Origin of the sequence: Mycobacterium paraterrae (assembly GCF_022430545.2) — a bacterium.
In the GTDB taxonomy this organism is placed as follows: domain Bacteria; phylum Actinomycetota; class Actinomycetes; order Mycobacteriales; family Mycobacteriaceae; genus Mycobacterium; species Mycobacterium paraterrae.
On sequence record NZ_CP092488.2, the window covers coordinates 4,564,430 to 4,576,473 of the forward strand.

At 65.1% G+C, this 12,044-nt stretch carries 13 protein-coding genes; 7 read left to right on the forward strand and 6 right to left on the reverse strand.

Annotated features, from left to right (window positions below):
- Positions 1–141 precede the first annotated feature (141 nt).
- On the forward strand, positions 142–1,272 hold the full coding sequence (locus MKK62_RS22055) for a nitronate monooxygenase (RefSeq protein WP_240263712.1): 1,131 nt from the start codon (positions 142–144) through the stop codon (positions 1,270–1,272).
- Here MKK62_RS22055 and MKK62_RS22060 read toward each other — a convergent pair whose 3' ends face one another.
- From MKK62_RS22060 to MKK62_RS22070, 3 genes are all read right to left on the reverse strand, one after another.
- Entirely contained in the window at positions 1,273–1,488 is a 216-nt protein-coding gene (locus MKK62_RS22060; RefSeq protein WP_240263711.1) for an Rv1893 family protein, read from the reverse strand.
- A gap of 20 nt (positions 1,489–1,508) precedes the next feature.
- Complete coding sequence (locus MKK62_RS22065; protein WP_240263710.1) at positions 1,509–1,946, reverse strand: hypothetical protein; 438 nt, start codon at positions 1,944–1,946, stop codon at positions 1,509–1,511.
- A 92-nt stretch (positions 1,947–2,038) separates the two neighbouring features.
- Complete coding sequence (locus tag MKK62_RS22070) at positions 2,039–2,632, reverse strand: dihydrofolate reductase family protein (RefSeq protein WP_240263709.1); 594 nt, start codon at positions 2,630–2,632, stop codon at positions 2,039–2,041.
- Between the two features lie 194 nt (positions 2,633–2,826).
- On the opposite strand from MKK62_RS22070, the gene MKK62_RS22075 reads away from it, so the two are divergent.
- Genes MKK62_RS22075 through MKK62_RS22085 form a run of 3 tightly spaced genes read left to right on the forward strand, consistent with a single transcriptional unit; the run spans position 2,827 to position 5,663 of the window.
- The gene (locus MKK62_RS22075; RefSeq protein ID WP_240263708.1) at positions 2,827–4,089 is read left to right on the forward strand and encodes a cytochrome P450; all 1,263 of its coding nucleotides are present in this window, start codon (positions 2,827–2,829) and stop codon (positions 4,087–4,089) included.
- A 9-nt stretch (positions 4,090–4,098) separates the two neighbouring features.
- Positions 4,099–5,112, forward strand: coding sequence for an alcohol dehydrogenase catalytic domain-containing protein (locus MKK62_RS22080; protein ID WP_240263707.1), 1,014 nt, complete (start codon positions 4,099–4,101; stop codon positions 5,110–5,112).
- Positions 5,109–5,663: a YceI family protein gene (locus tag MKK62_RS22085; protein WP_240263706.1), complete on the forward strand. Its 555-nt coding sequence runs from the start codon at positions 5,109–5,111 to the stop codon at positions 5,661–5,663. The genes MKK62_RS22080 and MKK62_RS22085 overlap by 4 nt, the downstream gene beginning before the upstream one ends.
- 21 nt (positions 5,664–5,684) lie before the next feature.
- On the opposite strand, the gene MKK62_RS22090 is transcribed toward MKK62_RS22085, so the two are convergent.
- Positions 5,685–6,866 (reverse strand): DUF7159 family protein, encoded by a 1,182-nt coding sequence (locus MKK62_RS22090; RefSeq protein WP_240264263.1) that lies wholly within the window; start codon positions 6,864–6,866, stop codon positions 5,685–5,687.
- A gap of 352 nt (positions 6,867–7,218) precedes the next feature.
- Here MKK62_RS22090 and MKK62_RS22095 point away from each other — a divergent pair, with 352 nt between their 5' ends.
- The 3 genes from MKK62_RS22095 to MKK62_RS22105 all read left to right on the forward strand — a co-directional run bounded on the left by MKK62_RS22095 (position 7,219) and on the right by MKK62_RS22105 (position 10,265).
- Positions 7,219–8,199 carry an esterase family protein gene (locus MKK62_RS22095; RefSeq protein ID WP_240263705.1) on the forward strand — a complete coding sequence of 327 codons (981 nt, stop codon included), beginning with the start codon at positions 7,219–7,221 and terminating at the stop codon, positions 8,197–8,199.
- 157 nt (positions 8,200–8,356) lie between these two features.
- Positions 8,357–8,812 carry an SRPBCC family protein gene (locus MKK62_RS22100; protein WP_240263704.1) on the forward strand — a complete coding sequence of 152 codons (456 nt, stop codon included), beginning with the start codon at positions 8,357–8,359 and terminating at the stop codon, positions 8,810–8,812.
- A 136-nt stretch (positions 8,813–8,948) separates the two neighbouring features.
- Positions 8,949–10,265 carry a cytochrome P450 gene (locus tag MKK62_RS22105; RefSeq protein WP_240263994.1) on the forward strand — a complete coding sequence of 439 codons (1,317 nt, stop codon included), beginning with the start codon at positions 8,949–8,951 and terminating at the stop codon, positions 10,263–10,265.
- Here MKK62_RS22105 and MKK62_RS22110 read toward each other — a convergent pair.
- Both MKK62_RS22110 and MKK62_RS22115 read right to left on the reverse strand, forming a co-directional pair.
- Positions 10,262–11,131 carry an acyl-CoA thioesterase gene (locus MKK62_RS22110; RefSeq protein WP_240263703.1) on the reverse strand — a complete coding sequence of 290 codons (870 nt, stop codon included), beginning with the start codon at positions 11,129–11,131 and terminating at the stop codon, positions 10,262–10,264. The two genes, MKK62_RS22105 and MKK62_RS22110, sit on opposite strands and share 4 nt — an antisense overlap.
- A 15-nt stretch (positions 11,132–11,146) precedes the next feature.
- Entirely contained in the window at positions 11,147–12,040 is an 894-nt protein-coding gene (locus MKK62_RS22115; RefSeq protein ID WP_240263702.1) for a dienelactone hydrolase family protein, read from the reverse strand.
- Between the last annotated feature and the right edge of the window lie 4 nt (positions 12,041–12,044).

Here is a 12,044-nt window from a genome sequence, read left to right on the forward strand (position 1 = left end):
CCCGTTCCACCTTCCTGTTCGCGGTGCCGCTCGGTAAGTGCGTACTTTCACCCGGGTGTCGCAGCCGGCCAATTCCGTACTAAACTAGAACACGTTCCAGTTCGCCTACGCCGCTGTAAGCAACCAGTTAAGGATCTGCGCATGCACACTCCCCTTTGCGACGAACTCGGCATCGAGTTCCCCATCTTCGCGTTCACGCACTGCCGCGACGTGGTGGTCGCGGTGAGCAAGGCGGGCGGCTTCGGCGTGCTGGGGGCGGTCGGGTTCACTCCCGAGCAGCTCGAGATCGAGCTGAAGTGGATCGACGACAACATCGGCGACCACCCGTACGGCGTCGACATCGTCATTCCCAACAAGTACGAAGGTATGGATTCGCACCTGTCTGCCGAGGAGCTCGCCGAGTCGCTGCGCAAGATGGTTCCGCAGGACCACTTGGACTTCGGCAAGAAGATTCTTGCCGATCACGGGGTGCCGATCGAGGACAGCGACGGCGACAGCCTCCAGTTGCTGGGCTGGACCGAGGCAACCGCGACGCCTCAGGTGGAGGTTGCGCTCAAGCACCCCAAGGTCAAGATGATCGCCAACGCGCTGGGAACGCCACCGACCGACATGATCAAGCACATCCACGAAGCCGGCCTCAAGGTTGCCGCGCTCTGCGGATCACCATCACAGGCCCGCAAGCATGCCGACGCCGGCGTGGACATCATCATCGCCCAGGGCGGCGAGGCCGGCGGCCACTGCGGCGAGGTGGGCTCGATCGTGCTGTGGCCGCAGGTGGTCAAGGAAGTTGCCCCAGTACCCGTGCTGGGCGCGGGCGGCATCGGCAGCGGCCAGCAGATCGCCGCGGCCCTGGCGTTGGGCTGCCAGGGCGCCTGGAGCGGATCGCAGTGGCTGATGGTCGAGGAGTCCTCGAACACCCCCGTTCAGCAGGCCGCCTACATCAAAGCCGGCAGCCGCGACACCGTGCGCAGCCGTTCGTTCACCGGTAAGCCGGCACGGATGTTGCGCAACGACTGGACCGAGGCATGGGAGGCGCCGGACAACCCGAAGCCGCTCGGAATGCCGTTGCAGTACATGGTTTCCGGAATGGCCGTGCGGGCCACGAACCGCTACCCGAACGAGTCTGTGGACGTGGCGTTCAATCCTGTCGGCCAGGTCGTCGGACAGTTCGCGAAGGTCGAGAAGACCTCGACGGTGATCGAGCGCTGGGTGCAGGAGTACCTGGAAGCGACCAGCAGACTCGACGAACTGAACGAGGCCGCGTCCGTCTGATTACTCGTCGGCGGGTTCGCCCGTGAAGACTTCCTTGGTCCGCTCGACGGCGTAGGTCGCGATCTCGATCGAGTTGTGCACGATGTCGCCGGTGCCGCCGGCAATATCGCCTTTGATGATGTGGCCGGCGTTCTCGACGATGTCCGCTGACCGCTCGACGGCGTTGGCGACGATGTCTCGAGCGGCGTCGACCGCGTCCCTCGGATTAAAAGCCATATCTGTCTCCTCTGTAGGGGTTAGCCGGTTTGGCCGGTGTCCGACGGGAAGCCGCCGCCCGTAGCGTTCGGGAAGCCACCCCCGGTCAATTGTCCAATCTGCCAACCGTGTTCGGTGCATAGCATCGGCTGCCCGTCGGGCGACTGGGCCGACAATCCACGTGGGTTGTCGCACTTGGCGCCCACCTGCTGCACTCCGCGCAGCGGATAGGTGATCACCCAATAGCCCGTCGTCGCTGCCGGGAACTGGTTGATGATGAAGTGGCAGGCTTCGGCCTGACCGCCCGGGCCGCGTCCGAAGATGAACCGCTCGTAGTTGTCGCAGGGCGCCCCAAGCGAGGCGTCGTAGTTCATCCCCGGTACGTCGCCGTCGTAGTGCCCCGGATCGGCAAGTGCTACCGGGCTCATCCCTGACGCGGCACCAGTGATCGCAGCGGCGACGAGCAGTTCGCGAATCATGACCCACCTTCGATGTTGCATGACCAGGACATTCGACTTGGCCCGGTGAGCCAAGCATAGTCAGTGCCCTCGGTGCCGCACGCTGGTTTCGCTCACCGATCGGCGGGCCGGTAGGTGCAGATCAACACACCGGTGGCGGAGGTCGTAATCGACACCAACTCCAGTGCGCGCGCATCACCGTCGTCGGGAAACACTCGCTTGCCGCCACCCAACAGAATCGGCTCGATCATCAGCCGGTATTCGTCGACCAATCCGTGCGTGATCAACTGGGCGGCCAGCGATGGGCTGCCCATGACCTGAATCGCCTCACCGGACCGCGCCCGCAGTTCTCGAATGGCCGGAATCGCGTCGTCGGACGGCAGCAGCGCCGAGCCGGACCACTCGAGGTCGTGCTCGGTCAGCGTCCGCGAGGCCACGTATTTGGGTAGCTCGTTCATCCGGTCGGCGAACGGATCGCCCGCCCGCCCGGGCCAGGCCTTCGCCATCGCTTGCCAGGTGCGGCGTCCGAACAGCAGCGCCTCGGTGGTCGCCATTGCCTCGCCGAACGCGTGGCCCATCGTGTCAGGGTCGAAGTACGGCATTGACCACCCGCCGTGGCGAAACGCGCCGTCAGTGTCCTCGTCCGGGCCGCCCGGCGCCTGCACCACTCCGTCGAGACTGATGAAATCGCTGACAACGATGCGCATAGTGTTCCCTTCACGGCTTCTTTCTCTGGCACTAGAACCAGACCATCAGCCGGCCGGAAACTCATCGATGGCCGACGAGAACACGTTCCAATTTTGCCTTGGGCAATCCCCTCAGACCCGCTCCATCGCCGGTGTCCCGGTGCTTTACTGGGCCAGAACGCGTCATATCCAAGCCGTTTCTAGGAGTGCCACCGATGCCGACTCCGAATCTTCCCGCTGGATTCGACTTCACCGATCCCGACGTCCACGCCGAGCGGCTGCCGGTGGAGGAACTCGCCGAGCTGCGACGCACCGCGCCGATCTGGTGGAACGAGCAACCTGCCGGCGCCGGCGGGTTCGACGACGGCGGTTTCTGGGTGGTGTCCAAACACAAAGACGTCAAAGAGATTTCGCGACGCAGCGACGTTTTTTCCAGCCTGGAGAAGACCGCGCTGCCGCGCTACAAAGACGGAACGGTCGGAGAACAGATCGAGCGAGGCAAGTTCGTCCTGCTCAATATGGACGCGCCACAACACACTCATCTTCGCAAGATCATCTCCCGGGGATTCACGCCCCGCGCCGTGGAGCGGCTTCGCGACGATCTGCGCGAGCGGGCCCGCCATATCGTGGAGAACGCGGCGGCGCACGGGTCCGGTGACTTCGTCGAACAGGTCTCGTGTGAACTACCGCTGCAGGCCATTGCGGGCCTGCTCGGTGTTCCGCAGGAAGACCGGATGAAGTTGTTCCACTGGTCCAATCAGATGGTGGGAGACCAAGACCCGGAGTTCGCCGGCAACGATGCGATCGACGCGTCGATCCAGCTGATCATGTACGCCATGCAGATGGCCGCGGACCGGGCCGCCAACCCAGGCGACGACATCGTCACCAAGTTGATCGAGGCGGATGTCGACGGCCACAAGCTCTCCGACGACGAGTTCGGGTTTTTCGTCATCCTGCTCTCGGTCGCGGGCAATGAGACCACGCGCAACTCGATCACCCAGGGCATGATGGCCTTTACCGACTTCCCCGACCAATGGGAGCTGTACAAAAGAGAGCGTCCCGCCACGGCCGCCGACGAGATCGTCCGTTGGGCCACCCCGGTCACGTCGTTCCAGCGGACCGCGCTACAGGACTACGAACTGTCCGGCGTGCAGATCAAAAAGGGCCAGCGAGTCGTAATGGTCTATCGCTCAGCCAATTTCGACGAGGACGTGTTCGAAGACCCGTTCACCTTCAACATTCTGCGCGACCCCAACCCGCACGTCGGGTTCGGCGGCACCGGCGCTCATTACTGCATCGGCGCCAACCTGGCGCGCATGACGATCGACCTGATGTTCAATGCGATCGCCGATGTGATGCCCGACCTGCAATCGGTGGGAACCCCCGAACGGCTGCGATCCGGCTGGCTCAACGGCATCAAGCACTGGCAGGTCGACTATCACAGCGATGCCTCCGCGAAATATCCTGTCGCGCATTAAGCTACGGCTATGCCGTCACACAAAGCAGTTCACGTGAAGTCCGCGGGCGCGCCGCTCGAGCTCGCCGAGGTCGAGACCCGATCACCCGAACGAGGTGAGGTGCGGATCAACGTCGGGGCTTGTGGCATTTGCGGCACCGACGCCCACTTCGTCGCCGGCAACTTTCCCGGCCTGTCCTGGCCGCTGACACTGGGCCACGAAATCGCCGGAACGATCGCCGAAACCGGGCCGGGCGTCGACGAATTCGCGGTAGGTGATCGCGTCGCCGTCGGCTGGTTCGGGGGCAACTGCAATCACTGCGCGCAATGTCGCAAGGGCCAGTTCATCCATTGTCTCAATGGCAAGGTGCCCAGCTGGCACTATCCCGGCGGCTACGCCGAGTCCGCGACCGTTCCGGCTACCGCGTTGGCCCGCATCCCGGCCGAACTGTCCGACGCCGAAGCCGCCCCGATGGGTTGCGCGGGAGTCACCACCTACAACGCGCTGCGGCACACCAAGGCCCTGCCCGGTGACCGAGTGGCGATCCTGGGGGTCGGCGGGTTGGGGCACTTAGGAATCCAGTTCTCCCGAGCCATGGGTTTTGAGACGGTGGCGATCAATCGCGGCACCGCCAAAAAGGACGATGCGCTCGCGTTGGGCGCGCACCATTACATCGACGCGAGCGACGGCGACGTCGCCGAGGCGCTGAACGACCTCGGCGGCGTTGCCGTGGTGTTGGGGACGGCCGGGGCGTCCAAGGCGATGGCCGCGACGGTGGGCGGCCTGCTGCCACGAGGCGAACTGCTGACCATCGGTGTCACCCCCGAGCCGCTTCCAATCAGCCCGCTGCAGCTGATCACCCCGGGCCTCAGCGTCATTGGCCACCCGTCCGGCACGGCCAGCGAAATCGAGGACACCATGCAGTTCGCGGTGCAGACCGGGGTGCGGGCTTGGATCGAGGAACTGCCGTTGGCGCAGGCAGCGGATGGCTACGCCGCGCTCGAAGAAGGCCGCGCGCACTATCGGACCGTCCTGACGGTGTGAACGACCGCGTCGCAGCCGACTGGAGTCTCGAGAACTCTGACGGTGACCTGCTGATCCGTACCGGCGTCGCCGGTCCGGCGGCGGCCATGGGACATCGGCTGACCCTTGCCATGCGTGCATGGCGTGCGACCACGCGGTGGGACGGCGACGAACCGGTTGCCGCGGAACTCACCGTAGAGACCGGCTCGCTGGAAGTCGTGCGCGGCGAGGGCGGCGTGACGCCGCTGACCGCACCGGAGAAGATGTTGGTTCGCAGCAACGCGCTGCGATCACTTGACGCGAAGCGGTATCCCCGAATCATGTTCGCCTGCAACGACATTGCGGCAACCGGCGACGGATACCGGCTGACCGGAACTCTGACCATCCACGGCACCTCGCGCCCGCAAGTCGTCGATCTAAGCACCGACGAGCAGGGCGCCAATTGGTGGTTGTCCAGCGAGACCACGATTCGACAATCCGATTTCGGCATCAAGCCCTACTCGCAACTGCTCGGCTCGCTCAGGGTCGCCGACGACGTCGTGGTGGCCTTCGCCGCGAAGCGCGCCAAATAGTCCCGACAGAATGCTTTCCCGCTAGGGGGTCGGCGGCCCGGGCGGCGGAGGCGGCGGCTGCTGGTCCGGGTCTTGCCCGTGCAGGCGTTGCAGCAGCTTGGTCAGTAACGGGTGAGGATTGGGCGGCTGCTCGGGAGGCGGCGGAGGAGCCGCAGGCGGTGGCGGCGGGGGTGGCGCAACCGGCGCGACCACGGGAACCTCGACCGGCGCCGGCGCGACGACGAGCGGTTGCTCGACCTTTGGCTGCTGCACCGGGACGGGCTTGGGCGCCGGGCGGGCCGGCGGCGGGATAACAGCCGGCGGCGCGGCCTCGGCGAGGGCGGCCTGGGCGGCCCGATGAGCGAACGGCCGGACCGGGTCTGGTGCGTGGTTGGGCACCAGATGCGGGCCCAGCGCCAGCGACAGCGAGGCGACAAACGTGACCGCTCCGGCGGTCAGCATCGTCGTGGCGCCGACCAATGACCGCTCCCGGGTGGTCTCGTGCTCACGTCGCCAGCTGTTCACCGTCTCGAGCATCTCGGCGTCGGTGAATTCGGTGCTGCGCGCCGACACCAGCGCAGCACCACGAGCCAGCGCCAACTCTGCGCCCGCTTGGGTGATGATCGGCACCGGCAGCGTCGACAGTCGCTCCGACAGCGTGTCCAGCTCGTCTTGTGCGCCTACCACGACGATGCCGCCGGGTTGCCACGAGCTGCGCTCGAACAGTCTGGTCAGCCAGTGCACCAAATGGCCGGGGCCACCTGACAGCTGCTTGATCGCGGTCTGCGGTTCGCCGTCCTCGGCGTCGACCATCACCACGATTGTCGAGTCGCCGTCGCGCACACATACCGCGGCCTGGTCGTATCCGACGACCGGAGCGACGGCGCGAGCCAGCATCTCGCAGGCGTCGTGTTGACGGACCGGAACGATGTTGTCGAAACCGGCGTCCGTCAGCGACTCGAGAAGCAGCGCCGCTTCCGCGGACACTTCATCGCTCCAGGTGACGCCGACGACATGTAGGCGCTGATCAAGCCCGCCGGCGGCCGCCTGGGCCTCCAGCACCGCCGCGGTTGCCTGTTCGGAGGTGTACACCGCCTGCATCCCGGCGGCAGGCCTCACATCGAAGTCATCGTGATCGAGGATGGCACCATCGGCGTCGCGACCCTCTACTAGGACCCATCCAACTGACGCCGACGTCAGCGACAGCCCAAGAACCGTGTCCAATTCAGCACCTCAATCGCAGCCCAAAGCCCGTGCGCCGCACCCGGCGAACATGACAATGGACGCGTTGCTTCGCGGGCGGCGGAAGGACCGGGACAGCGTGGTCTCGTCGGTCTATCCCGGGTCACCCTACGCGTCCTCGGCAGCAAATGGCGACCCGGTATCAACACTTGTGCAATTGCGAATGCGCCGAGAGCGTTGCCGAAAACCTTCGTTTAGCGGCCATGACTCTGGGTACTTGCAGGTGGCAGCGGTCAGCGCCGACTCGACACATCTTTGCGTCTTAATCGACATATCAACGGCTGCACGGTAAGTTTCTCCGGGAGTTTGAGACAGCGTCGACAAGGGGCCTGCTATGGCAAATGTAAGCGAGAAGATGCGCGGCTGGATGAGGCGGCTTTCCGTCGCCGCATTTGCAGCCGCCGCCCTCCCGGGGCTGGTCACGCTGGTCGGTGAGGCACCGACAGCTGCGGCCTTCTCCCGGCCGGGACTTCCCGTTGAATACCTGCAGGTGCCGTCGGCATCGATGGGCCGCAGCATCAAGGTGCAATTCCAGAGCGGCGGCAACGGCTCGCCGGCGGTCTACCTCCTCGACGGCCTTCGCGCCCAGGACGACTACAACGGTTGGGACATCAACACCCCCGCCTTCGAGTGGTACTACCAGTCCGGTCTATCGATCGTCATGCCGGTGGGTGGGCAGTCCAGCTTTTACACGGACTGGTACAACCCGGCCTGCGGCAAGGCCGGTTGCTCCACTTACAAGTGGGAGACCTTCCTGACCAGCGAGCTGCCGAACTACCTGGCATCGGAGAAGAGCGTCAAGTCGACGGGCAGCGCCGCGGTCGGCATCTCGATGGCGGGATCGTCGGCGATGAACCTGGCCATTTACCACCCGGCCCAGTTCACTTACGCAGGCTCGCTGTCGGGATACCTCAGCCCCTCGACGGGGCAGAGCTGGATCGGCCTGGCCATGGGCGACGCCGGTGGCTACAAGAAGGAAGACATGTGGGGCCCGGACAGCGATCCGGCCTGGGTGCGGAACGACCCCACCGTCAACGTCGGGCAGCTTGTTGCCCACAACACGCGACTCTGGGTGTACTGCGGCAACGGAACCGCCAACCAGCTGGGTGGCGACAACCTGCCGGCCAAGTTCCTGGAGAGCAACTTCATGATCGGCGGCAACAAGAAATTTGAAGAGGCCTACAACGCCGCGGGCGGCCACAACGCCGTGTTCAACTTCCCGCCGTCAGGTACTCACAGCTGGGAGTACTGGGGCCAGCAGCTCAACGCGATGAAGCCCGACCTGCAGCAGTCGCTGGGTGCTCACGCGGCCTGAGTCGTTTCGTACAAGAAACTGCGCCTGACGGCTTCCCGTCAGGCGCAGTTTTGTCCTGTCAGCCCGCAGGCGGAGACACGTATTTCGTGTGGCCGCGTCAACGTGAACATCGCCGTTTCCGTCCACCAGCCACCCTCCAACATGCTTGGATCAGGCTATGCAGGGTTCAGCGACCGTCCATATGGCCGCTCCTGCCGACCGAATCTGGAACCTGATCACCGACGTTCACAGCATCGGCCGGTACTCCCCCGAAGTGTTCGAAGCCGAATGGCTGGACGGCGCCACCGGACCCTCCCTGGGCGGGCGATTCCGCGGCCACGTCAAACGCAATGAGCTGGGCCCGGTCTATTGGACGGTCTGCCGCATCACGGCCTGCGAGCCCGGCCGCGAATTCGGTTTCGAGGTGCTCGTCGGCGACCGCGCGGTGAACAACTGGCACTACCAATTGACGCCCGCCGGTGACGGCACCGACGTCACGGAGTCGTTCCGGATGACGTCGTCACCATTCGTTGGCATCTATTACTGGGTGTTCGGCGGCTGGTTGAGGACCCGTCGCAATGTGCGCGACATGACCAAGACGTTGACTCGAATCAAGGACGTGGCCGAGGGATAAACGGACGGGGGACGCGCGCCGAAATAGACGACGCCCCCGAATTCCTGAAAACTGGAATGACATCCATCGTCGTGCAGTCCGTAAGCTTTGGGCAGCACTGCGCGACGAAGTGGAGGCTTGACCTGTGGCTATCGCACTGAAGCAAAGACTGCACTGGCTGGCGCTGCACGGCTTTGTCCGCGGAGGTTCCTCGATCGCCGCCCGCCGGGGCGATCTCCAGGCCCGACTGATCTCCGACCCAGCCATCAAGGCGAACCCGGTGCCGTTCTACGAGGATGTGCGGGCCCGTGGACCGCTGGTGCGATCCCGTATCGGTTACATCACTGCGGATCACGCGATCGGGCACGAATTGCTGCGATCCGAAGACTTCCGGGTACTGTCGATCGGATCCAATCTGCCTGCCCCTCTGCGGTGGCTGGAACTGCGCACTCGCGACGACCTGCTGCATCCACTGCGCCCGCCCTCGCTGCTGGCCGTCGAGCCGCCGGATCACACCCGCTATCGCAAGACGGTGTCGTCGGTGTTCACCCATCGTGCCGTGGCCGCGCTGCGGGACGGAGTCGAACGGACCGCGGAGTCGTTGTTGGACGAGCTGTCTCGCGAACCGGGCGTCGTCGACATCGTCGACCGCTACTGCTCGCAACTCCCGGTGGCGATCATCAGCGACATCCTGGGAGTGCCCGACGGCGACCGGCAACGCATTCTCGAGTTCGGCGAACTCGCCGCGCCCAGTTTGGATTTCGGTCTGCCCTGGCCGCAGTACCAGCGTGTACAGCGCGGCCTGATTGGATTCAACGTCTGGCTAGACTCCCATCTGGACAAGCTGCGCCGCGCTCCCGGCGACGACCTGATGAGCCAGTTGATTCGTAAAGCCGAGAGCGGCTCGCCGGACACTTATCTGGACAACGACGAGCTTCGGGCGGTCGCCGGTTTGGTATTGGCCGCCGGGTTCGAGACCACGGTGAACCTGCTAGGCAACGGAATTCGCATGTTGCTGGACCAGCCCGAGCACCTGATCACTCTTCGCCAGCGTCCCGAGCTGTGGCCCACCGCCGTGGAGGAGATCCTCCGACTGGAGTCACCCGTCCAGCTGACTGCACGATTTGCACTGCGAGACACCGAGATCGCGGGCCGGACGATCGGTCGAGGCGAGCTGGTGGTGGTTTACGTCGCTGCGGCCAACCGTGATCCGGCCGTATTCCCCGACCCCAACACGTTCGACATCGAGCGCGACAACGCGGGCAAACACCTGGCGTTCTCCGGCGGTAGGCATTTCTGCCTGGGAGCGGCGCTCGCGCGCGCCGAAGGCGAAGTGGGTCTGCGGGCATTCTTCGACCGCTTCCCCGAGGTAAGGTCCGCGGGCGCGGGCAGTCGGCGTGATACCCGGGTTCTGCACGGGTGGTCGACGCTGCCGGTGGCCTTGGGCCCGGCCAGGTCGATGGCGACCCGCTAGCCTCGGGGCTTCCCGCCGAAATAGCACTCGAGCGTCGTGGTGCACACCAATTGGCCGGTGCGGTTGAACATCGTGCCCTGCGCCAGACCCCGCCCACCGATGCCGCTGGGTGAGTGCTGTTGGTAGAGAATCCAATCCGATAGGTCAGGCGGGTGGTGGAACCACATCGCCAGGTCCATCAGCGCCGAGAACCCGGGACCAAGTGGAGTGGTGCGGCGAGCGATCATCGCCGACTCCAGCAGTGTGCGGCCGGCGACGAATGCCGTCAGGCAATCGGCGACGATCGGGTCGGACGGAGCGATGCCGCTGGGCCGCCACCACATTCGGATGCCGGCCGATGGCTGCTCGACGAGGTCGGCGGCGAGCCGGGCCGACGGATCGACGTAGCGGTAATCGATGGGTTGTTCGCGTACCCACCAGCCATCCCGTTCGTCGGCCAGTTCCCGGTGCTGTTCAGCGAAGGTCGGGACGGTGTCGGGGTCGGGCAAATCCGGCGGAAGTTGTTGATAGACAATATTTTCGACGTCCTTGCTGAACGAGGCGACGCCCTCGAGTAGTACCGACCCGAACTGGCGGGCGGCGACCCGGCGAGCCGAAAAGGTGCCCCCGTCATGCAGCGTCGTGACCTCGAAATCCACGGGTTGGCGGGCGTCGCCGGCACGCAAGAAGTACATGTGCATGCTGTGCGGCAAGCGGTCGACAACCGTCCGGCTCGCCGCCATCAAGGCCTGCGCGGCGATGTGTCCGCCGGAGATGTGGTGCGCGATTTCGTCGAGTTGGTTTCCGACGAAGAACTCGGCGTTGACCTGTTCGAGCTCGAGGCTGTCGAGGAGTTGATCGAGGGTGATGACGGGCGCAGAAGTCACGCACGCATCATGCCGCTAAGACAGGTAACGGCCAAACCATTCCAGGGTCCGCCGCCAGGCGTCGGCGGAAGCCGCCGCGTTGTAGCGCGGTCCGCCGTCGTTGAAAAAGGCATGATCGGCGTCGGGTTCGATCACGAGGTCGTGGATCAGCCCGGCACGCTCGAGCGCCGCTCTGGCCGCCGGCTCGGAATTCGTGACGCGCTTGTCCAGGGCGCCGTAGAACGCCAGCACGGCGGTGGCTCTGTCGCCGCTGAAATCGGGGTTGTCGGGCAGTGGGCCGTAGAAAGGCACCGCGGCGGACAGTCGCGCGTTATGCGACGCCAACAGTTGCCACACCAGCCCGCCGCCGAAGCAAAAGCCGACCACCGCGAGCTTGCCGCCGGGTACCCGGTTCTGCAATTCGGTGATGCCGGAGTTCAAGTCGGCGAGAAACCGATCCTGGGGCGCCGCGGCCAGCGCGGCGGTGGCTTTGGCGGGATCGGAGAACTGGCCCGTCCCACCCTCTTCGGACAGCAAGTCGATCGCCAGGGCGGAGTAACCGGCCCCGGCGAATCGCTCGGCCACCGAATGGACCCAGTCGGTCAGTCCCTTGTTCTCGTGGATCACCAACACCCCGCGGCGGGCATTGTGCGCCTGCGCCCACGCGCCTTGCAATTCTCCGCGTGGGCCCGCCCAGGTGATCGGCTCGGTAGGCAGCGCACGCTTGGCGCCAGGTGCCTCGACTCCCTCGCCCGAACTCGAATGCAGCGGCCGGGCCTCGTCGTTGCCGCACGCCGCGATCAACGCGGCCGCCGCACCGCTGGTCAAACCCATTAGTGCCAACCGGCGCATGGCTTCTCGTCTGCTCAGCAATCCTTCGACGTGGTCGGTGGCAATCTCTTCGGCGATGTATTGCTGTAAAGAAGTCATCAAG

Excerpts from the sequence above, each read along its gene's own strand:
- MKK62_RS22055 (WP_240263712.1), top strand. The coding sequence starts at position 142 with ATGCACACTCCCCTTTGCGACGAACTCGGCATCGAGTTCCCCATCTTC.
- MKK62_RS22060 (WP_240263711.1), bottom strand. The coding sequence starts at position 1,488 with ATGGCTTTTAATCCGAGGGACGCGGTCGACGCCGCTCGAGACATCGTC.
- MKK62_RS22065 (WP_240263710.1), bottom strand. The coding sequence starts at position 1,946 with ATGATTCGCGAACTGCTCGTCGCCGCTGCGATCACTGGTGCCGCGTCA.
- MKK62_RS22070 (WP_240263709.1), bottom strand. The coding sequence starts at position 2,632 with ATGCGCATCGTTGTCAGCGATTTCATCAGTCTCGACGGAGTGGTGCAG.
- MKK62_RS22075 (WP_240263708.1), top strand. The coding sequence starts at position 2,827 with ATGCCGACTCCGAATCTTCCCGCTGGATTCGACTTCACCGATCCCGAC.
- MKK62_RS22080 (WP_240263707.1), top strand. The coding sequence starts at position 4,099 with ATGCCGTCACACAAAGCAGTTCACGTGAAGTCCGCGGGCGCGCCGCTC.
- MKK62_RS22095 (WP_240263705.1), top strand. The coding sequence starts at position 7,219 with ATGGCAAATGTAAGCGAGAAGATGCGCGGCTGGATGAGGCGGCTTTCC.
- MKK62_RS22100 (WP_240263704.1), top strand. The coding sequence starts at position 8,357 with ATGCAGGGTTCAGCGACCGTCCATATGGCCGCTCCTGCCGACCGAATC.
- MKK62_RS22115 (WP_240263702.1), bottom strand. The coding sequence starts at position 12,040 with ATGACTTCTTTACAGCAATACATCGCCGAAGAGATTGCCACCGACCAC.